Here is a 21,667-nt window from a genome sequence, read left to right as displayed (position 1 = left end):
ATCCGCGCCACATTCGTCGCCATCTTTGAAGGCCACCTGCCCTGATCGTACCGAGCCGCCGATGCCCAGCCTGATCCTGTTGATGATTGCCGGCGCGTTCGTCTACGCCTTCTGGAACTCCTCGCGCGCCGCCGCCGAACGCGCCGGCGAACTTGGCCGCAATGCGTGCAACGCCGCCAACGTGCAGTGGCTGGACCAGAGCGTGCATGCCACCGGCCTGCGCGTGGTGCGCAAAGAAACGGGCTGGCTGGGCTGGGAGCGCACCTTCAAGTTCGAGTATTCGCACGACGGCGTGGACCGTCACAGCGGCCGCATGGTGCTGCGCGGCGACCAGCTGGTCGCCTTCGTCGGGCCGTCAGCAGCCCGGATCAGCGAGATCCGCCGCGATGTGGAGACCCGCGACGCCGAAGACGTGTGATGCGTCCGTAGAGCCGGGTTCTACCCGGCTCTACGGGGTGCGTTACTTGACCACGCGCAGGTGCGGGCGGCCACTGGGCTTGGGCGGTGCGTCGTCCGGCGGCGTCGGGGAATCGTCCGGCGGGAGTTCGTCGTCCGGGCCCGGGTCGTGGCCCGGGATATCGTCCGGCAGCGCCATGCCCTGCCCGGTTTCGCGGGCATAGACCGCCAGCACGGCCGAGATCGGCACCTGCACCGGATAACTGGTGCCGGAGAACCGCGCCGAGAAGCTCACGCTCTCGTTGTCGATATGCAGCCGGACCACAGCGCGCTCGGCGATATTCAGCACCACCCGGCCATCCTTCACCGCGCTCTGCGGAACCTGCACGCCGGGCATGCCCGCGTCGACCAGGATATGCGGGGTCAGGTCATTGTCGTTGATCCATTCCACCAAGGCCCGCAACAGGTACGGGCGGTGGCTGGTCATGCGGAAAGTGTCTTCAGTCATGTGGTAGAGCCGAGCCGTGCTCGGCTGCTCTTGATCCGGATTGCCTGGTGCAAGTGTACGCGCCAGCACCCGCACCGGTCAGCATCGGCGCGCGGGGCGTAAAGCGTCGATGCAGTCGCCGACAGCGGCGCGCGCGGCTCAGGTGGGCAGATCGCGCAGCTTCTTTTCCTGGTCGGTCAGGCTGCGGATGAAGCCGGGGTGGCGGAAAATGCGGTTGCCGTAATCCTCGATCGACTTGCCATCCTTGGGCAGCGCCACGTCCAGGGACTGCAGACGCCAGATGATCGGTGCCATTGCGCAGTCGGCCAGGCTCATTTCCGGGTTCAGGAAGAACTTGCTGGCCTTGAACAGCGGCACTGCGCTGGTCAACAGCTCGCGCAGGCGCTTGCGGCCGGCTTCGGCCTGGGTCTTGTTGCCCAGCTGGATGGCCTGCACCTGCGGCACCCAGTCGTGCTCGATGCGAAGCATGGCCAGACGGATGCGCGCACGGGACAGCGGATCGACCGGCATCAGCGGCGGATGCGGGTAACGTTCGTCCAGATACTCGCTGACCACCGACGCCGCATACAGCACCAGCTCACGCTCCACCAGGGTGGGCACCGAGTGGTACGGATTGAGGTCGATGAGGTCCTCGGGCGGATTCTGCGGATCGACCGGAACGAGGTCGTAAGTGACGCCCTTGGCCGCCAGCACCAGCCGCACGCGATGGCACAGGACATCGTCGTTCGAGGAAAACAGCGTCAGGGTATTCCGCATGCGTACGCTCGCCGCCATCAAAGGCTCTCCAACGACCGGAAACCGCCGGTCGTATCGGCGCCACCAGCCCAGTGCTGGCAGTCGTCACAGTACCCGAGTGTGCAACTGCACATCACAAAAGCCAATAGGCCATGCGTCTCATGCCGGTAGCCATGAATCGCAGCGCCGGCGCACTCCCCGTTCAGTGCACGTCCTTCCAGTATTCCTTCTTCAGCAGATAGACCAGGAAGGTCAGGAACGCCAGGAAAAGGATGACCCACACCCCCAGCTTCTGCCGCTTCAGTGCCGCCGGCTCGCCGGCGTACTCCAGGAAGTTGGTGATGTCGCGTACCGTCTGGTCGTACTGGCCGGGGTCGACATTGCCCGGCTGCGCGAGCTTGAGCCCGATCACCGGCGCGTCGGCACCGGGTGCGTCGGGCTTGCCGTGCACGGCGTGCTGCAGGCCCTGCATTTCCCACAGCGGGTTGGGCATGGACGCATTGGGGAACAGCGTGTTGTTCCATCCCAGCGGGCGTGAGGGGTCCAGATAGAAAGACTTGAGATAGGTGTACACCCAGTCGCTGCCCCGCACACGCGAAATCAGGCTCAGGTCCGGCGGCATCTTGCCGAACCATTTCTCCGCCGGCGCCTTGGGCATCGATACCGGGATCGGTTCGCCGATCGGCGTGCCGGTGAAGTTGAGGTTGTTCATCACCTCCTCCTCGCTCAGCCCCAGATCCTCGGCCATGCGCGAGTAGCGCAGGTACTTCAGTGCGTGGCAGCCCGAGCAGTAGTTCATGTAGAGCTGCGCGCCGCGCTGCAGCGAGGCGCGGTCGCTGAGGTCGTTGCCGGCCTGCAGCGTCTTGCCGCCCTCGGCGGCACCGGCCAGGGTGCTGGCCAGCAGCAGGGCGGCCGCGCAGGCCAGCCGGACAATCCAGTGGTCAGTCATGCGTGGTCACCCGGTCCGGTACCGGCTTGGTCCTGTCCAGCTTGGTCCATAGCGGCATGGTGATGAAGAAGGCGAAGTACAGGAAGGTCAACACCCGCCCGATGTAGGTTTCATGCACATCGGTGCCCGGGCCGGACCCGATCACGCCCAGCCAGACGAAGCAGACCGCGAACATGCCAAGCAGACCGCGCGAGAGCAGGCCCCGGTAGCGGTACGACTTGACCCGGGCCCGATCCAGCCACGGCACCAGGAACAGGATCGCGATCGCCGAGAACATCACGATCACCCCGCCCAGCTTGTTCGGCACCACCCGCAGCATCGCGTAGTACGGGGTGTAGTACCAGACCGGTTTGATGTGCTCGGGCGTTACCAGGCGGTTGGCCTCGGTGAAGTTGTCGTGTTCGAGGAACAGGCCGCCGAACGCCGGGGCGAAGAAGATGATGAACGCGGCGATGACCAGCAGGAAGCCGGCGCCCACGCCGTCCTTGAGCGTGTAGTACGGATGGAACGGAATCCCGTCCGCAGGTGCCGTGGCCGACCAGCGGTTGCCCTTGGGCCCCTTCTTGATCTCCACGCCATCGGGATTGTTGGAGCCCACTTCGTGCAGCGCCCCCAGGTGCAGCACCACCAGCAGCAGCAGCACCAGCGGCAGGGCGATCACGTGCAGCGCGAAGAAGCGGTTGAGCGTGGCATCGCTGGGCAGGTAGTCGCCCATGATCCATTCGGTGAGGCCGTTGCCGATCACCGGAATGGCACCGAACAGCGAGATGATCACCTTGGCGCCCCAGAACGACATCTGGCCCCACGGCAGCACGTAACCCATGAAGGCTTCGGCCATCAGCACCAGGTAGATCAGCATGCCGAGGATCCACACCAGCTCGCGCGGCTTCTGGTAGCTGCCGTACAGCAGGCCGCGGAACATGTGCAGGTAGACCACGATGAAGAACAGTGAGGCGCCGGTCGAATGCATGTAGCGGATCAGCCAGCCCCACTCGACATCGCGCATGATGTATTCGATGGAGGCGAACGCTTCGGCCGCGTTGGTCTTGTAGTGCATCGTGAGGAAGATGCCGGTCACGATCTGATTGACCAGGATCAGCAGCGCCAGCGAACCGAAGTAGTACCAGAGGTTGAAGTTCTTCGGTGCGTAGTACTCGCTCACATGCTTGCGGTACACCGGCATCAGGCCCGGTGCGCGCGCATTGACCCAGTCGGCAACGCCCGTGGCGGTGCGGGTAAGGATATTGGCCATGCTCAAGCCGCCCCCTGCGGGTCAACGCCGATGATGATGGTGTTGTCATCCTGGTAGTGGTGCGGCGGCACCAGCAGGTTGATCGGCGCCGGAACATCCTTGAACACGCGACCGGACATGTCGAAGCGCGACTTGTGGCAGGGGCAGAAGTACCCCCCTTTCCACTGCGGGTCATACGGCTCGGGACGGATCTCGGCCACCATTTCCGGTGAGCAGCCCAGATGGGTGCACAGCCCGACCAGGACCGAGACATCGGCCTTGATCGCACGGAATTCGGGGTTCTGCTTGAGCACGTAGTCCGGCTGCTGTTCTTTCTCGCCCGACTCGGGATCTTTCAGGCGACCGTCCAGACCATGCAGCGCATCGAGGATCGCCTTGGACCGCTTGACGATCCAGATCGGCTGCCCTCGCCACTCCAGGACCAGACGCTGGCCTTCCTGCAGGGCACTGATGTCGGCGATCACCGGCGCCCCGGCCAGTTTGGCGCGGGCGCTGGGATTCCAGGACTTGATGAACGGTACCGCTGCAAATCCGACGCCGACCGCGCCAACCACCGCAGTGGTTGCTGACAGAAACCGTCGACGTCCAGTATTGACTGGATCGTTTACCCCATCGTTGGCCATCCGGCACTCCGATATTGATTTAGGTAGCTTGAGGCTGCCAGCAGACCGGTGGGGGCCAGTCCACGATGAATCAGAGCCGACTATAGCGGAACCTGACTCAGCGACACAACGCGCAGATCATCCGCCGAAGATCTGTCACGCGCGAAACGGTCGGGCCGGCCAGCAGCCGGCACTTCCGGACGGTCTCGGCGTGCGGCGAAGCGGCCAGCGGGCACTACTGCGTGGACGCTGTCGCGCCCCGATAGCGGTCGGCCAGCAGGGCAACGCGCTTCACGTAATACTGGGTTTCACTGTAGGGCGGTACGCCGCCGTGGCGGTCCACCGCACCCTCACCCGCGTTGTAGCCGGCCGCAGCCAGGGTCAGGTTGCCGTTGAAGCGCTTGAGCAGCCACGACAGGTACTGCACGCCCCCCCGGATGTTCTGCGCGGCATCGTACGAGTCGGTGACCCCGAAGCGGCGGGCAGTGGGCGGCATCAGCTGCATCAGGCCCTGCGCGCCGGCGCGGCTGAGCGCGGTGGGGTTGTAGGCCGACTCGGCGTGGATGATGGCGCGGACCACCGCTTCCTCGACCCCGAACTCGCGCGCGGCGGCGGCGATCTCGGCCTGGAAGGCGGTGGTATTGAGCCGCACCGAGCCGAAGTTGACGCCCGGCTGGGCACCGCACGCATAGCAGCGCTCGATGAAGCTGTAGTGGATCGTACGCACCTGGCCGAGGCTGGCCACCTGCGCCGGACGGGCGCTTGTGTAGTGGCGCACGCCATCCTTCATATACGTGTAGACCTGCCCGTTGACCACGCGCTGGGCCTTGCCCTTGCGCGCGGCGGGCGCGGACGGAGCGCTGAGTACCGTCGCGGCGGGCGCCGCCGATGCCGTGGCGGTGATCGCGGTGCCGGCGTTGGCGCCATCGGCCGGAGCGGCCGCGACGGCCTGCGCCACCGGCGCAGGCGGCGGGACCGGCGCGGCCACGGCCTGGCGGCGGGGCGCACTGCGGTCCGGACGGTAGCTGCTGACCACACTGCAGCTCGCGGCGGAGACACGCTTGCTTACGTAGCTGGGAATGCCGTCGGCGCCAACGCACTTGTACAGCGTGCCCGCACTGGCCGGCACAGCGGTCAGCGCAGCCAAGGCCAGCGCAAAGATCCCCAAGATCCCCTTCATGCAGCGGAGTGTCTCCGTTTCACCCCGGCTTGCCAAGTCTTTGACGGGCCGGGTATCCCAGGAGCCGATGCACGTCACGGATCGGGGCGTCCGGGACGGCCTGCGGGCGGGACGGGCGTCGGTCTGGCCGGCAGATACCCGGTACAATGGGCGGCTCACCGCAGCCGTTCAGGCTGCCTGCCCGCCCACCCGACTGGAATAAGCGCCATGACCGGGACGCCAGCTTCGACCGTGCCGACGTCGGCCGGCTCCGCCGTGCCCTCCACCCCTCCCCGCCCCGACCTGCTGCCGCTGCCCGGCGCCAGGCCGGCCGTCACCGGCCCCGTCCGCGGCAAGCTGTACATCAAGACCCACGGGTGCCAGATGAACGAGTACGACTCGGCCAAGATGGCCGACGTGCTGGCCGCCGAAGAAGGGCTGGAGCTGACCGACGACCCGTCCGAGGCCGACGTGCTGCTGATGAACACCTGCTCGATCCGCGAGAAGGCGCAGGAGAAGGTGTTCAGCCAGCTCGGCTACTGGAAGGCGCTGAAGAACAACGGCCGGGGCGTGATCATCGGCGTGGGCGGCTGCGTGGCGTCGCAGGAGGGCGAGGCGATCATCAAGCGCGCCCCGCACGTGGACCTGGTGTTCGGCCCGCAGACGCTGCACCGCCTGCCGGAGCTGATCCGCCAGCGCCGTGCATCGGGCCGGTCCCAGGTCGACATCAGCTTCCCGGAAATCGAGAAGTTCGATCGTCTGCCCGAGCCGCGTGCCGATGGTGGCTCGGCCTTCGTGTCGATCATGGAAGGCTGCTCCAAATACTGCTCGTTCTGCGTGGTGCCCTACACCCGTGGCACCGAGGTCAGCCGCCCGTTCGAGGATGTGGTGGTGGAAGTGGCGCAACTGGCCGCACAGGGCGTGCGTGAGATCAACCTGCTGGGCCAGAACGTCAACGCCTACCGGGGGCCGTACGGCGACGGCGAGTTCGCCGACCTGGGCCTGCTGATCCGCACCATCGCCGAGATCGACGGCGTCGGCCGGATCCGCTTCACCACCTCGCACCCGCTGGAGTTCAGCGACTCGCTGGTGGACGCCTACCGCGACGTGCCGCAGCTGGCCAACTTCCTGCACCTGCCGGTGCAGGCCGGCAGCGACCGGGTGCTGTCGGCGATGAAGCGCGGCTACACCGCGCTGGAGTTCAAGTCCAAGATCCGCAAGCTGCGTGCGGTGCGGCCGGACATCTCGATCAGCTCGGACTTCATTGTCGGCTTCCCGGGCGAGACCGAGGCCGATTTCGAGAAGACCATGACGCTGATCGAAGACATCGGCTTCGACCAGAGCTTCTCGTTCATCTACTCGCGCCGCCCCGGCACGCCGGCCGCCGATCTGGAAGACACGATCAGTGATGCTGAAAAGCACGCGCGCCTGTCGCGCCTGCAGGCGCGGATCAACGAGCAGGCCGCGGCGATCTCCGAGAAGATGGTCGGCACCGTGCAGACCGTGCTGGTGGAAGGCCCGTCCAAGCGCAACCCGGACGAGCTGACCGGCAAGAGCGAGAACATGCGTTCGGTGAACTTCGCGGGGCACCCGCGTCTGATCGGCCAGTTCGTGGATGTGGAGATCACCGAGGCGTACAGCAATTCGCTGCGCGGACGGATGGTCGTCGCCTGAGGGAGCGTGCCGACTGCCGGTCGGCATCCACTCAATCCAGGCGTTTGCGGAAGCGCAGGATCGCCAGGGTCATCATCACTGCGATGAAGGCGAGCAGCGCCAGCACCTCCGGCCACAGCTCCCAGATCCGCGCGCCGCGCAGCATGATGCCGCGGATGAGGCGCAGGAAGTGCGTCAGCGGCAGCACCTCGGCCAGCCACTGCACCGTTCGCGGCATGCCCGCGAACGGGAACATGAAACCGGACAGCAGGATCGACGGCAGGAACACGAACATGGTCATCTGCATGGCCTGGAACTGCGACTGCGCCTTGGTCGAGATCAGCAGGCCCAGGGTGAGGTTGGCGGTGATCAGCAGCATCGCCGCCAGATAGACGTCCACCACGCTGCCGCGGATCGGCACCTCGAACAGCCACAGGCCCAGCAGCAGCACCAGCGTGGTCTGGATCAGACCGATCGCCGCATACGGCAGCACCTTGCCGATCATCAGCTCGCTGCGGCTCAACGGTGTGGCGATCAGCAACTCCATGTTGCCGCGTTCGCGTTCGCGCACGATCGCCACCGCCGTGAACATCACCATCGTCATGGTCAGGATGATGCCGATCAGACCCGGCACGATGTTCACCGCCGAGCGCCGCTGCGGGTTGTAGAACGCCACCACGCTGATCTGCCCGCCACCGCCCACCGCACCGCTGCGCAGCGGCCGGTCGTTGCGTAGCGGCTGGCTGTCCAGTGGTACCTGCGCCAGCTGGATCGCCGCGCTCTGCACGACGGTGTCGCTGCCGTCCACCAGCACCTGCACCGCCTCGCGCCCCTCGAAGCGGCGGCGCTCGAAGTCGGGCGGAATCACCACGCCCACGCTGATCTGGCCGTGCCGCAGCGCCGCCATCAGCTCATCCGGCGTCCGCGCGGCCAACGTGGGTGCGATCACCCCGGTCGCCACCATATCCATCACCAGCGCGCGTGACGCGGCGGTCCCGGCCTGATCGGCAATCCCGGCATGCAGGTTGCGCAGATTGAGGTTGATCGCGTAGCCGAACAGCACCAGCTGCATGACCGGAATACCGACGATCATGGCCAGGGTGATACGGTCGCGCCGCATCTGCCGCAGCTCTTTGAGGATGATTGCCCAGAGCCGGCGCAGACTCATGCCGCCGTGTCCCCGGCCTGGCCACCCTCGCGTCCGCGCGTGGCCGAGACGAAGACATCCTCCAGATTGGCCGACACCGGCATCACCTCGGCCTGCTGGCCGCCGCGTCGCAGGGCTGCCTCGAGCCTGCCCTGCGCATCGTCCTGCACCGCCAGCAGCACCCGCAGGCTGTTGCCGATCTGCGCCACACTGAGCACCCCCGGCACGGCCGCCAGCACCCGTTGTGCCTGACGCGGCTGCGGCGCCGAAACCGCCAACGTACGTCCTTCCAGCGCGGCGGTGAGCGTGGCCGGGCTGCCATCAGCCACCAGCACGCCCTGATCCAGAATCGCCAGGCGATGGCAGCGCTCGGCTTCGTCCATGTAGTGCGTGGACACCAGCAGCGTGGTGCCGGTGTCGGCCAGGTCGAACAGCTTTTCCCAGAAGTCGCGCCGCGACTCCGGGTCCACCGCACTGGTGGGTTCATCCAGGAACAGCAGCTCCGGCGACTGGATCACCGCGCCGGCCAGGGCCAGCCGTTGCTTCTGGCCGCCACTGAGGGTGCCGGCCAACTGCGTCTGGCGGTCCTGGAAGTGGTACTGCTCGACCAGCTCTCCAATACGTCGTCGCGCGTCGGCGCGCGGCATGTCCTGCACCGCCGCGAGGAACTCCAGGTTCTCGCGCACGGTCAGGTCCTCGAACAGCGAGAACCGCTGGGTCATGTAGCCGATGCGCCGCCGCAGCGCTTCGGCCTGCTCGGGAATGCGCAGACCGAGCACCTCGATGTCGCCCTCGGACGGGGTCAGCAGGCCACACAGCATGCGGATGGTGGTGGACTTGCCCGATCCGTTGGGGCCGAGGAAGCCGTAGACAGCGGCGCGCGGCACGCTCAGGTCCACATGGTCGACCGCCACCAGTGCACCGAAGCGCTTGGTCAGCCCGCGCGCCCGGATGGCAAGGTCGCCCTGCCCGCCCTTGCCCGTTGCCGGCGCGGACCGTTGGGGGTCGACGGGGTCGACGGCCATCAGAATGTCACCCGCACCGGCAGCCCGGCCGGCAGTCGCGCCAGCGTGGCGGCATCGGTGTCGATCAGTTCGATCTCGGCCAGGTAGCTCAGGCGGGCGGCGTCATCGCCGCTCAACGCGTAGTACGGCGTGAACACCGGATCGCTGCGGACCGCGCGGACCCGTCCGGACAACGCTGTCTCGCGGCCCTCCACGTACACCTGCGCGCCCGAGCCGACGGCCACCGACGGTCGCAGCGGCGATGGCAGATAGACACGTGCGTAGGGATGTTCGCCCACCAGCAGTACCGCCAGCGGCGCACCGACCGGGGCCTGGTCGCCGAGCCGATACGGCAACGCGTCCACCACGCCAGCGCGCGGCGCGACCAGCGCCAGCTTGCGCAGGGTCACGGCCTGCTCGGCCTGCTGCGCCTGCGCGGCCTCCAGCGCTGCGGCGCCCTGCCCGATCTGCTCGAGGCGCGTGCCGTGTTCCAGTGCCAGCAGCGCCTGCTCGGCCGCACGCACGAGGCCGTCGGCATTGCCGGCGGCGGCACGCGCGCGATCCACGTCGGCGGCCGCCACGAGCCGCTGCTGGCCGAGCGGCTGCAGCCGGGCGTAGTACGCCGCTGCGTCCACGGCCTGCGCCCTGGCGGCGGCCACGTTTGCGCGGGCCTGCGCGACCTCCTCCACCCGTGGCCCGTGTTCGAGTTCCTCCAGTGCCTGCCCGGCGCGCTGCGCCTGCGCCTGCAGCGCGGCCATCTGCGCGGCCGTGCGGGTGGTCTCCAACTGCAGCAGGGGCGCACCGGCCGGCACGCGCTGGCCTTCGCGCACGGACACCGCCACGATGGTTTCGGCCGCCGGCGACGGCACCGTGATCCGGTCCCATTCGAGCGTGCCCAGGGCCTCGGGCGGCGCCGGCCGGCAGGCGGCGAGGAGCAGCAGTGCCGCCGGCACACCGAGACGAAGCAGGCGGGAGCAGAGCGAAGCAGCCATCACAGGTACCGATCGGTGCGGACCGCACCATGCTGCCTCGCGACCCGGTGGTCAGCCGTGAAGGAGGCGCGGGCGGGCTTGCAGTGTTGCCACCGGCCTCAGCGACCCTTGTCGTAGACCAGTTGCTCCACGTCATATCCAAACTGCGTGGCCATATACGTGTTGATCGGCCCCATCCCCTGGATCAGCATCGTGCCATCCGGCCTGCCGCAGCGGTTGGCGACGTTCTTCATGCCGTAGATCAGCGCCGCTTCGCGGCCGCGCGTGGGTGTCGGTGCGGGATCAGGCGTCCACCACGGAAAACGATGCAGCGGCCTGTTGCTGGGCACATCGTGCTGCCAGCAGACAAAGGTCAGGCTCTCCTTGCCGCTGGCATCGTAGGTGTAGACACGATAACTGGCGTAGCCGCTTCTGGTAGGTGTGACCTTGAGTACGCCGCTTTCAGCGTAGCGCTGGAGGTCTTCTGGATAGACCTTGAGTGCCCGGCCACCGGAGTAGATCACCTGGACCAGCTTTCCCTCGGCGTTGTAGGTCTCCTGGCGACTGAGTTCCACCGAACGCCATTGACGAAGCCGAGGCGTTCGACTGTTTCCATCGAAGAATTCGATGACATTCAAACCGCTTTGGTGCGGGTAGCGTCGCACACGCGGGTACTTGTCGAGGGTGGCGAAGTGGTCATCAACGACGGACAGCGGAACCGGCTGCGGGAAGTCATACCTCAGCTTTCTGTTCGGATCGCGCAACAATTCCTTGTACGGCAGCTGCGCGTCATAGGCCGCGAGCCCCATGTTTTCGGTGTACAGCCCGAGGATTCCCGCCTTGTTCGTAAAGCCGAAATACACGAGCTTCCGCTCGTGCTGCGGGACAGAGGCGCTGGGCCATGCGGTACCCTGCCCCCACCACTCGTCCGCGTCCAGTGCAAGCCCTTCGCCCCTGGGCTCGGCTGCATCCCTTTTTTTCGGCACGAAGAGTCGTGCCAGCAGGCTGCCATCGGCCTGGTAGCTATAAGAAGTGGTTTCCATCCGCCCGGTCTGAAGCCCGGCACATTGGGCGCCCGGCACCTTGACCAACGATTCGAACATCCCTCCCGTGGTCCAGATCAATTGCCCCTGGGCGTTGTACCGCGCGCAGAATGCCAGGCGGTCGATCCTCAGCTCATTGGGGTAGCGCTGGCGGAGTGCGTTCACATCCTCGGTGTCCTGGACCCTGGCCTCTACCAGATGCCCGTCCTGATCGTAGAAGTACGCATCCACACGTGACATGTAGTAGTGCGGGGTCAATTCGGCCAGGATCGGGTTCCGCTCCTGGCCTGGCCGGCGGCGATACGGAACGGCCCGCACCTTGTTTTCCCTGTCATGACGCAGCCCCGGCGTGCCATCGGGTTGTGGTGGCTGCATCCGATCGAACGTTCGGTTCTCCCAATGCTCAACCCTGCATATGCGCTGTCCACCGTTGCCATCCGGCTCCAGATACACCGCTTGGCCTTCCGCGGCCCCCAACATGCCCCGCTTCAGCTCCGCCACGGTCGGCACCAGGGCGGGAACATCCACAGTACCCTCGTCATAGGTCTGCGGCCCCAAGAGGGAGACCCACTGGCCCGTAGTGCCTGTGAACATCAGGCTCACACCGGCGACGGGCGACACGAGCAGATCGGCACGGTCCGAGCAGTTGGCAGCGGCCTGTGCAGACAGCACCAACGTGAGCAGCGCAACGGGCGCCAGTCGGCGTGCAATGCTCATCCTTGCTTCCTGCCGTTGCGGGTCGATAGAACCGAAGCCATGTGGGTTCCTTTAGCATGCAGGCCGGTGTGGGTGGGGGCAGCAGCGATCAGTTGGCTGGGCAACGCCGACGCCGGGTCATCCATGCCGTGGCCCCATTCCAAGGGCATGCTTACCCAAAAGCCTTGAACCGCTTTCACAGGGTCGCCCTTCCTGCCTCGGAGGCGAGCAAGCCCCTTGGCAACATTGTGACACCCCACTACCGTGGTGACATCGCCCTCCATCACGCTTGGAGCGGCCATGTAGGCCGGCTGGAGATCCGGCGGCTGCGTGTGAACATAACGTTCCACTGCCTTCTTCTCTTCGTTCCATCCAGCAGATGGAAACCCTTCGAGCACCGAATCGTAGCGGGGCATAGCATCCGTTGGCACGTTCCTGAACACCTCTTCGTAGATCGCAGCGTTGTTGGCTGCAAGCTTCTGGATTGCCTTCCAACAAATGGGATCGGCAGGCTTTACGATGGAAACGAGATCGTCAGGCTGCATCACGAACGGCGGATGGAAACTGTCTCCGGCTGCATTGGTGTAGCCATCAGGCTTGCCCATCTGCCGCATTTTCTCACTGCTGTCGATCGACATTCCCAGGAACTTTCTCCATAGGCGCATCCGAAGATCCCGTGCAAACGCACGCGTGCCCACGTGGAGGCCGTTGCCCAGATCACGCAGCGTTGCCTCGCCATCAACGATCACCGCCGCAATTTCCGTGTCGCCATTGCCCAGCAGGCTTCGGTCATTGCAGTTGGCGCTGCCGATGATGGCCACGGCATCATCCACGATCAGCAGCTTGGAGTGTACGTAGCACTGTTCGGTCACCAGGTAGAGCGGCGGATTCGCCTCGCTGCCGCCTGCGGTTCGGGGGCCCGTGGTGTACAGGTCATGGTTGGTGTCCTTGAGCACGCCATAGCTGCGCAGGTTCAGGACAGTCAGATAGGCCTTCCACCCACCTTGGCGGAGTTCCGCACGCAGATCCTCCTCGCTCACACTGACATCGCGGATACCCAGGCGCCTGGCTGCCAGCGTCCGGCAGATCCGCCGGATCAGGCTGTCCTGCCCTCGCAGCAGGGTCTGCTGCACCCAGTACTGCTGTTTGACCACCGCGCCGTCGGTCACGCTGCCTTCGGGGTGTACCGGCAAGGTGATGTAGACATGGAAGCCCGTCCCGCTGCGGATCGCCTTGGCGATACGGGTGGCGATCACTTCGACCAGTGGGTTGCTCGCCGCCGATGGCACACCCGGCTTGAAGGCGAGCATGTCCGCGACCGGCGTACCGGGCAGCGCAGCGTCCACCGGCCCGCCCACCATCCCCAGCCCCCGCGTGATCCGCCGTGCCTTGGTCTCTTCCTCCTCCGTGGACGGACCGCGCCGACTATCGCGAATGCGCCTGTCCAGCGGGCGTCCGGGCTCGACATCGGAGAAGCCGCAGCCTGAGATCAGGAACTGCGTCTCCAGATAGACAAACGCCCTGGCCGATGCGATGCAATTGAGCATCGCGTCCTGGATGGAGTGCATGGGTTGATCGCGCTCCCAATAGGGCGTCAGATTGCTGCCGTCGTCCAGGTCCAGGCCGTACCTGCGGCAGGCCCTGCGCTCCATGTCGTGCAATGCGGTGCCAGACGAGCGCACGATCTGCACGCTGACTCCACCGGCGGTGCCAGGACGGCACAGGTCTCCGAAGAGCGCCTGGGCACCCCCCATGCGCTGCAACCAAGCATCACCCAGGGGCGTCAGCTCCAGGCCGCGCCCCAGGGACGTCTGCCTTGGTACCGCCTTCCCATGCTCCGCCGCCCAATCGATGCCCGCATTGATGCCCCCCACCGCTGCCCGGCCCCCGCCCCTTGCGCCACGCTGGTTCTGCCACAGCATGGCGTTCCAGCGATGCATGAAGTTGCGACAGATATCAAAGACTGCCGGCCCCTCAATGCAGGCATGCACGTCCTGCCACGGCATGCGCGGCTGGCGACCGCTGTCCAGCAGTGCCTGGGTGCGGTCTACGTCGGTCGCCAGCCAGGTGCGAAGGTCGTCCCACTTCTTTCTGGCACTGGCGAGCTTCTCCAGCGCTTTGGCCTTGGCCTTCTCGATGTCCGCGTCCATCTGGGATGGATCGCCGGGGTAGATCATCATCCGATCCAGCCCCTTCACGAAACGTCGGTGGTATCGCGTGAGCATCGCAGACTTCCCTGCGATCCAGTCCTCCAGATCCTTGGCGTGAATGGCCGTGAATGCGTCCACAATGTCCGACGCTGCCTCAAGGGTACCTGTGACATCGCCGTTCCCGGCCTGGTCCACGGTGCGGTTGCCGGCGGCAATCACCTCACGATAGCGGTGCCGGGCCTGGTCCAGATCGATCCTGATGGCATTGAGAACCCCGCCCACCGTCCGCACGACGGTGATCATCTCGGAGATGCCTTTGACGTCCGACATTTCCTGAAGCACTGAGATGATCGCGTCGCTGAGTACCTGCTTGCCCTTTTCCTCCAGCAGTGGCGTGATGGCGGCCTTGTCGGCATAGTCGAGAAGTTCCGACAGCGCCGCGCCCTCGTCCCATTGCTGTTTCATGCGATCAACGGCAATCGCCAGTCCGGGCAGGTACGCGGCAGCGAAGCCAGGACGGACCCTGCCGCACGCCTCCAGACTGTCGTCGATCCGGTCTCGGGTGAGATCGACCTCCAGGGTCGTCATGCCGCGCGAACGCGACAGGCTGTTGTTGTAGTGATCGTTGAGCACATGCAGCGCCGGATTGCAGACCACATCAAAGTTGCCGTCGTCCCAGCGGCCGTGCGCGATATCCAACCCACCAAGGAAGCCGATCTCTCCATCCACCACGAGAATCTTCTGGTGATGCGAGAAGGCGATGTTGAACGCATCGGCGCGACCGGTGGCCGGGTTCTGCAGACCTACTTCGATGTTGCCCGGGGTATTGTCGTCGCGCATTTTGTACAGCGCGATACGGGCCTCGTTCTCGTGCGTGTACGCGGCCGCCTCGATGCTGTCATAGAGCAGTACGCGCACGTCCACACCGCGATGATTGATGGCGTCGAACAGCAGTTCACTCAGCCGCCCGTCTCCGCCCCCTCCGCGCTCGGTCATCTCCGTATCGATGTTCAACTGCCAGTCGGCAATGAAGATGAACTTCTTCGCCCCTCGGATGGCCTCTGCCATCGCATGCATGGCAGAACAGCCATCGGTGAAGGACTGCACGGCATTGCCGTGCCGCACCGGTGCGAACTGCCGCTCTGCCGGCGCGTAGTAGTCCCCGCTGGACGTGCCCTGCTGACCGTTCCGGCACGTCAGCGCAGTGTGCGCGACGGTACGGGTATGGGTATGGGTGCCATCTGCCATGATCAACCTCTCCTTGCGCCGTCCGCGCCTGGTGTTCAGCCCGGGCAGGAACTGCCCCGGTCGTACCGACTGCTTCTGCTGTCCCCCGCTTCAAAAACGGTGGTGGACGCGGGCCAGACCGACAGGGACCGGCTCGCGTTCCACTTCCGCACGCGACATCTCCGCCTTGCGGCCGAACTGACTGCCGCTGTATTCGTCGACCTGTGCCGGCCGCCGGGACAGCCTGTTGCGTCCGGCGTACCGCGACGAGTCGCGGCGCGGTTCATGCAGTGGATGAGCGCGTGATGGCTGCAGCGCCCGAGCGTGCAGTTCAGCGGCTATCGCGCGAAGGAGCCTAGCGGCGTGTTGCCGGGGATGTCGTGCTGCCAGCAGATGACGGCTGCGGACTGCCTGCCCTTTTTCATCGCAATCGCAGGCATTGCAGCGGTCGTCGCCGCTGTAGGTCGCATGATCCTGCTGCCACGACGGGGTGTCGTCATCGGCCAGGGCAGACCCGGACATGCGCGGATTCGACGGCACGCTGCCGTCTCGGCAGAAGACCGGGATCGGGATCGTCGCCGTACGCGGCCCAGCCGCGCTGCAGGGGACGCGTCTGGCAGGAGAATCTCCTGACGGGCCATTGCGGCCTTCGGCGTCTCACCTCTTTCGGGCGTGCTGCGGGCATCCACTGCGTCGTGGCCAAGGACGCCTACGAGGGTCATCAAGCAGCAGCGTTCAACCTGGTCACGAGGCCTCGTGATGCCGGCCAGGCAGGGCACGCCGGTGCCTGCCCTCAGAGGGAAGGCACCGGCGTGTGCGAGCATGTGCACAAGGAGTCACGCGTACTCAGGTCCTACGCAGTCGCCTCACCGCAGCTGATCGTAGCTCAGCGTTTCCACGTCATATCCGTAAGGGACTGCCCGTATGGTGCCGCTCTCGTCTCGACGCAGGCCAGGCGTGCCGTCTGGCCGCGGACGCTCCATCGGACTGCAGGCACGGCTCTCCCATTGTTCCAGTCGGCACACACGCTGACCACCGTTGCCATCTCGCGGGCGAAGCGAGGAGATCGGCGCGGTCCGAGCAGGCCGCGCCGGCCCGCGCCGAGGTAGCCCAAAGTGCCACCACCAGCAGACCCAGCACACCGGGCTTCACGCTCACAGCTGATGCAGACCAAGCCATCTCGTCTCCGGTGCGGGTCGATGTGCCTGCGATGCCTTACCGCACCTCGTCGTAGCTCAGCTTCTCCACGTCGTAGCCGTACTGCTTGGCCATGTACGCATTGATCTGCGCCAGCCCCTGGATCAGCATCTTTCCGTCCGGCGTGCCGCAGCGGTTGGCGACGTTCTTCATGCCATAGATCAGGGCATCTTCCTTGCTGCGCTTGGGCGTGGGATCGGGCGTCCACCACGGGAAGTGACGCAACGGCCTGTTGCTCGGCACATCGTGCTGCCAGCAGACGAAGACGAGGCGCTCCCTGCCCGTGGCGTCGTAGTCGTAGACGCGATAGCTGGCGTAGCCGCTGGTGGTGGGCGTGACCTTCAGCACGCCGCTTTCGGCGTAGCGCTTGAGATCTTCCCTGGCAACTTCCTGCGGCATGCCCCCGTAGTGGATCACCCGGGTCAGTTTGCCGTCCGCGCCATACATCTCCTGGCGGTTCAGGTCGGCACCGCGCCATTGACGCTGGCGCGGTGCGCGGCGGTTGGCATCGAAGAACTCCATTACCGTGGAACCGCTGCGATGCGGGTAGGTGCGGATGCGCGGGTATCTGTCGAGCGAGGCGAACTGATCGTCGATGACCGAGAGCGGGACAGGCTGGGTCGGGAAGTCATATGCCAGCTTGGCGCTGCCATCCGTGCTGCGCTGCTCGTAAGGCGGCTGGGCATCGAAGGTGGCAAATCCCATGTCATGCGTGGCGAACGTGTAGATGCCCTGCTTCGGAATGAAATTGAACAGTGCCTCCTGGCGCCTGGCGTCCTTGTCTTTCAGCCACGCGTTGCCCTGCCCTCGACCGCGCGCGCTCGGCGGCTGCGACGCCGTGTCGTCGTCCGCCTGCCCGGGACCCGGGGTGCGAAGCTGCGACAGCAGCGTACCGTCGGGATAATAGGCATACGTGGTCATCGCCGCCGTGTCCGGCGCGACCTGGCTGCACTGGAAACCCGGCTGGACGCTCACTGCCTCGCTCGGGCCGCTGGCCATCGTCATCCGCCCCTGCGCGTCGTAGCGGGCACAGAAGGTCAACCGGTCAGCCACCACCGAGCGCGCGGCGTGATTGCTGGCCACCGTGATTTCCGGCGTCTCATGCATGCGCGCCTCGACCAGGTGCCCACCCGCGTCGTAGAAGAAGGCATCGACGCGGGTCATGAAGTAGTGGGGAGTCAGTTTGGCCAGGATCGGATTTCGCTGCTGCCCGGGCATGGGACGCGAGGAAGCCGCCTGCACCTTGCCGGCCGGGTCGCGACGCAGACCGGGTTTTCCATCCGGTTGCGCGCGCTCCAGGGGGCTGTACACCCGGCTTTCCCATTGCTCCAGCCGGCACACGCGCCGGCCGCCCTTGTCGTCCGATTCCAGATAGACCACCTGGCCCTCGGCCGGACCGAACCGGCCCGCCGGGAGCCTGGCGGCGGACGGCACCAATGCCGGCTGCCGCAGACGGCCGTCTTCCTGGATCTGGCCGTGCTGCAGCGCTACCCGCGCGGCGGCGCCGTCGTTGAACACCAGGGTCACACCTGCGACGGGCGACGCCAGCGGGTCGGTCCGGTCCGTACAGGCGGCCGTCGCCTGGAACGCCACCGCTCCCAGTGCGATCGACACCGCCCCCGTCACGCAGCGCCTGAATCTCATACCTGCTCCGTGCCCGTCTTGATCGGGTTGACCGATGCCATGCGTGTTCCTTCGTCGTTGATGCCACGGTGCGGCGGCACGGCGGCGATGATCTGGTTGGGCATTGCGGCGGCCGGGTCGTCCATGTTGTGCCCCCACTCCAGCGGCATGGTCACCCAGAACCCCTGTACCGCGTTTACACCATCACGCAGTCGCGCAAGGCCCTTGCTGACATTGTGACGCCCCACGGTCCGGGTTACCTCGCCGTCCATCACACTTGGCACCGACATGTAGCCGGCCTGCAGATCTGACGGCTGGGCGTAGATGTAGCGCCGGACCTTCTCCCGCTTCTCGTCCATGCCGGCCGTGGCGAAACCCTGGAACACCGCATCGTAGGTGCCCATGCTGTTGCGCGGCACGTTCTGGAACACCTCCTCGAACGCCGCCGCATTGGCGTCGGCAAGCTTCTGGATGGCGGTCCAGCACGCACGGCTGGCCGGCTGTTCGATGAAGGATACGTCGCCCTTACTCGGCAGGATCGGCGGGTGATAGGCGCTCCCCGCCGCATTGGTGTAGCCCAGGTCCTTGGCGACGCGCCCCAGCACAGGGCCGGTCTCGATGGACTTGCCCAGGAACTTCTTCCAGAGCCGCAGACGCAGGTCGCGGGCGAACGTGCGCGTCACCACCATCGCGCCATTGCCCAGATTGCGCACCCTGTTCTCCGTGTCCACGATGACGGCCGCGATCTCGGTGTCGCCAGTGCCTTCCAGGCTGCGGTCATTGCAGTTGGCACTGCCGATGATCGCCACCGCATCGTCGACGATCAGCAGTTTGGAGTGCACGTAGCACTGTTCGGTGACCAGATAGAGCGGCGGATTCGCGTTGCTGCCCTCGGCGGTTGGCGGCGCGCTGCGGTAATTGTCGTGGTTGGTGTCCTTCAACACGCCATAGCTGCGCAGGTTGAGGATCGTCAGGTAGTCCTTCCAGCCACCTTCGGCGACCGCTGCCCGCAGATCGGCTTCGCTCACGCTCTCGCGGCGGATCTTCAGTTTGCGTGCCACCAGCGCGCGCGCGATCTGCCGGATGAGGCTGTCGCGACCCCGCAGCAGGCTCTGCTGCACCCAGTACTGCTGCTTGAGCACCGCGCCATCGAACAGACTGCCTTCCGGGTGAACCGGCAAGGTCACGTAGACGTGGAAGTCCTGGCCGCAGCCGATCGCCTTGATGATGCGCGACGCCAGGGTGGCGACCAGTTTGTTGTGCGCGGCGGACGGCTGACCCTGCCGGAATTCACGGATGTCCTTGATCGCGTTGCCGGCGCCAAGCCGATCGGCGACGCCCTGGGTGGCGCCCAGTCCGCGGTCGGCGATCTTGGCCTTCTTGTCCTGCGCCGGCGTCAATTCGCCGCGACGGCCGCCGGTGATGATGGTGTCCAGCTTTCGCCCGGGTTCGGCATCGGAGAAGCCGCAGTCTGAAATCAGGAATTGGGTCTCCACATAGACATAGGCCTGCGCAGATTCGATGCAGTTGAGCATCGCATCCTGGATGGAGCGCATGGGCTGGTTCCGGTCCCAGTAGGGGCTCAACCCGGCATCATTCATGTCCAGGCCGTGCTCCCTGCAGGCGTCGCGTTCCATCGTATGCAGCGCCGTACCGGACGAGCGGACCACCTGCACGGTGATGCCACCCGCGGTGCCGCGTCGCGATACGTCGCCGAACAGTGCCTGCCGCCCACCCATCGCCTCCAGCCATTTCCCCGACAGCGGCGTCAGTTCGCGACCGCGTGCCAACGAGACCTGTTCGGGAATGGCGGCACCGATGCTGTTGGCCGTTCGGATGCCCGCATTGGTGGCGTCGCGGATCTTCTGGCCCGCCGCCCGGTCGCCGCGCTGGTTCTGCCAGACCATCGCGTTCCAGCGGTGCATGAAATTGCGGCAGATGTCGAACACGGCCGGACCTTCCAGCCGGGCGTGGACATCCTGCCAGGGCATGCGCGCGTGGCGTCCTGGATCCAGCAGCATCTGCGCGCGGTCGATGGGCTCGTTGAGCCACTTCTCGAACGCCAGGAACGCATCCTTGGCCTTCTGCAGGGCGTCCAGCGCAGCCGCCTTGAGCTTGTCCACGTCTTTGCCGATTTCAGACGGATCATCGATGTAGTCACCCGCCCGGTCGATCACCTTGCCACCGGTCTCGCGGACGGCCTCGACGGTCGCCTTCAGCTCATCCCAGCGCGCCATGAAGCCCTTGGCCTGGATGTCGACGAAGGCCTTGGCCGCATTCAAGGCATGGTCGGCCGCGCCGCTGACATTGCCCTTGCCCAGTTCGTCGTAGCTGCGGTTGCCGGAGGCGAGGACCTCCGAGTATTTCAGGTCGGCCTGCGCCAGGCTTTTCTGGATGCCCTCCAGCAGGGTGCCCAGGGTCTGGACCAGGCTGGTGGCGGTGGAGTAACCCGGAATGACCAGGCCGCGGATCTTCTCGGTCACCGCATGTTCGGCGGCGTCGGGAATGCCGGCCTTGTCGGCGTAGTCGAGGATTTCCGCCAGGGCGGCCCCCTTCTCCCACTGCTCCTTGAGCAGGTCCATCGCTGTGGCCATGTTGGGCAGATAGGCCGCCGCAAACCCCGGGCGCTTGCGCCCGGCGGCGTCGGGGCCGGTATCCATGATGTCGCGGGTGAGCTCCCACTCGTCCTGGGTCATGCCGCGCGCCTTTGTCACGCTGTTGTTGTAGTGATCGTTGATGACATGCAGCGCCGGGTCGCAGACCACGTCGAAGTTGCCATCGTCCCAGCGGCCATGCGCGACGTCCAGACCGCCGACGAAACCGATCCTGCCGTCGATCACCAGGATCTTCTGGTGGTGCGAGAACGCAATATTGAACGCGTCGGAGCGGCCGGTGGCCGGGTTGTGCAGGCCCACTTCGATGTTGCCCGGGGTGTTTTCATCGCGCATCTTGTACAGCGCGGTCCGGGCTTCGTTTTCATGGGTGTAGGCGGCCGCCTCGATGCTGTCGTAGAGCAGCACGCGCACGTCCACGCCACGCAGGTTGATGGCGTCGAACAGCAGTTCGCTGAGGCGCCCGCGGTGCTGGCTCTCTCCGCGCCCGGTCAGCTCGGTATCGAAGTTCATCTGCCAGTCGGCGATGAAGATGAATTTCTTCGCGCCGCGGATGGCCTCGGCCATCGCATGCATGGCCGAACGGCCGTCGGTATAGGACTGCACGGCATTGCCATGCCTTACCGGTGCGAACTGCCGATCCGGCGGCGCATAGTAATCACCGCTGGACGTGCTCTGCTGGCCGGTCTGGCAGGTCAGCGCGTTGCGCGCGACGGTGCTGGTGTTGGTCCCATCGGCCATGA

General features: G+C 65.9%; 16 protein-coding genes. 2 read left to right on the top strand and 14 right to left on the bottom strand.

What is annotated here, in order from left to right:
* Positions 1-61 precede the first annotated feature (61 nt).
* Complete coding sequence (locus tag ACPEH8_RS01635; protein ID WP_017354847.1) at positions 62-418, top strand: DUF3301 domain-containing protein; 357 nt, start codon at positions 62-64, stop codon at positions 416-418.
* Between the two features lie 42 nt (positions 419-460).
* On the opposite strand, the gene ACPEH8_RS01630 is transcribed toward ACPEH8_RS01635, so the two are convergent.
* The 6 genes from ACPEH8_RS01630 to ACPEH8_RS01605 all read right to left on the bottom strand — a co-directional run bounded on the left by ACPEH8_RS01630 (position 461) and on the right by ACPEH8_RS01605 (position 5,622).
* Positions 461-904 carry a ClpXP protease specificity-enhancing factor gene (locus tag ACPEH8_RS01630; protein ID WP_136007004.1) on the bottom strand — a complete coding sequence of 148 codons (444 nt, stop codon included), beginning with the start codon at positions 902-904 and terminating at the stop codon, positions 461-463.
* A 138-nt stretch (positions 905-1,042) separates the two neighbouring features.
* Positions 1,043-1,678, bottom strand: coding sequence for a glutathione S-transferase N-terminal domain-containing protein (locus ACPEH8_RS01625; RefSeq protein ID WP_017354849.1), 636 nt, complete (start codon positions 1,676-1,678; stop codon positions 1,043-1,045).
* A gap of 163 nt (positions 1,679-1,841) precedes the next feature.
* The gene (locus ACPEH8_RS01620; protein WP_017354850.1) at positions 1,842-2,588 is read right to left on the bottom strand and encodes a cytochrome c1; all 747 of its coding nucleotides are present in this window, start codon (positions 2,586-2,588) and stop codon (positions 1,842-1,844) included.
* Entirely contained in the window at positions 2,581-3,840 is a 1,260-nt protein-coding gene (locus ACPEH8_RS01615; RefSeq protein WP_017354851.1) for a cytochrome b, read from the bottom strand. Before ACPEH8_RS01615 ends, ACPEH8_RS01620 begins: the two co-directional genes overlap by 8 nt.
* A 2-nt stretch (positions 3,841-3,842) precedes the next feature.
* Positions 3,843-4,463 (bottom strand): ubiquinol-cytochrome c reductase iron-sulfur subunit, encoded by a 621-nt coding sequence (gene petA / locus ACPEH8_RS01610; protein ID WP_017354852.1) that lies wholly within the window; start codon positions 4,461-4,463, stop codon positions 3,843-3,845.
* A gap of 214 nt (positions 4,464-4,677) precedes the next feature.
* The gene (locus tag ACPEH8_RS01605; RefSeq protein WP_136007008.1) at positions 4,678-5,622 is read right to left on the bottom strand and encodes a lytic transglycosylase domain-containing protein; all 945 of its coding nucleotides are present in this window, start codon (positions 5,620-5,622) and stop codon (positions 4,678-4,680) included.
* Positions 5,623-5,829: 207 nt separating this feature from the next.
* On the opposite strand from ACPEH8_RS01605, the gene miaB reads away from it, so the two are divergent.
* Positions 5,830-7,275 carry a tRNA (N6-isopentenyl adenosine(37)-C2)-methylthiotransferase MiaB gene (gene miaB / locus ACPEH8_RS01600; RefSeq protein WP_423665877.1) on the top strand — a complete coding sequence of 482 codons (1,446 nt, stop codon included), beginning with the start codon at positions 5,830-5,832 and terminating at the stop codon, positions 7,273-7,275.
* A gap of 31 nt (positions 7,276-7,306) precedes the next feature.
* Here miaB and ACPEH8_RS01595 read toward each other — a convergent pair whose 3' ends face one another.
* The 8 genes from ACPEH8_RS01595 to ACPEH8_RS01560 form a co-directional block, all read right to left on the bottom strand.
* Positions 7,307-8,422 carry an ABC transporter permease gene (locus ACPEH8_RS01595; RefSeq protein ID WP_017356125.1) on the bottom strand — a complete coding sequence of 372 codons (1,116 nt, stop codon included), beginning with the start codon at positions 8,420-8,422 and terminating at the stop codon, positions 7,307-7,309.
* A complete protein-coding gene (locus ACPEH8_RS01590) occupies positions 8,419-9,354 on the bottom strand; it encodes an ABC transporter ATP-binding protein (protein ID WP_423666146.1) in 936 nt (311 codons plus the stop codon). Before ACPEH8_RS01590 ends, ACPEH8_RS01595 begins: the two co-directional genes overlap by 4 nt.
* A gap of 71 nt (positions 9,355-9,425) precedes the next feature.
* Positions 9,426-10,397, bottom strand: a complete 972-nt coding sequence (locus tag ACPEH8_RS01585; protein WP_136007013.1) for an HlyD family efflux transporter periplasmic adaptor subunit — start codon at positions 10,395-10,397, stop codon at positions 9,426-9,428.
* Positions 10,398-10,495: 98 nt separating this feature from the next.
* Entirely contained in the window at positions 10,496-12,136 is a 1,641-nt protein-coding gene (locus tag ACPEH8_RS01580; RefSeq protein WP_423665875.1) for a hypothetical protein, read from the bottom strand.
* On the bottom strand, positions 12,133-15,513 hold the full coding sequence (locus ACPEH8_RS01575; protein WP_423665873.1) for a phospholipase D-like domain-containing protein: 3,381 nt from the start codon (positions 15,511-15,513) through the stop codon (positions 12,133-12,135). Before ACPEH8_RS01575 ends, ACPEH8_RS01580 begins: the two co-directional genes overlap by 4 nt.
* Before the next feature lie 90 nt (positions 15,514-15,603).
* Positions 15,604-16,014 (bottom strand): hypothetical protein, encoded by a 411-nt coding sequence (locus ACPEH8_RS01570; protein WP_136007018.1) that lies wholly within the window; start codon positions 16,012-16,014, stop codon positions 15,604-15,606.
* Between the two features lie 693 nt (positions 16,015-16,707).
* Positions 16,708-18,333 (bottom strand): hypothetical protein, encoded by a 1,626-nt coding sequence (locus ACPEH8_RS01565; RefSeq protein WP_262071635.1) that lies wholly within the window; start codon positions 18,331-18,333, stop codon positions 16,708-16,710.
* Positions 18,330-21,665, bottom strand: a complete 3,336-nt coding sequence (locus ACPEH8_RS01560) for a phospholipase D-like domain-containing protein (RefSeq protein WP_136004173.1) — start codon at positions 21,663-21,665, stop codon at positions 18,330-18,332. Before ACPEH8_RS01560 ends, ACPEH8_RS01565 begins: the two co-directional genes overlap by 4 nt.
* Positions 21,666-21,667: the final 2 nt, after the last annotated feature.

Origin of the sequence: Stenotrophomonas sp. NPDC077461 (genome assembly GCF_049545475.1) — a bacterium.
In the GTDB taxonomy this organism is placed as follows: Bacteria; Pseudomonadota; Gammaproteobacteria; order Xanthomonadales; family Xanthomonadaceae; genus Stenotrophomonas; species Stenotrophomonas nematodicola.
This window is presented reverse-complemented; position numbering and strand designations above follow the sequence as displayed.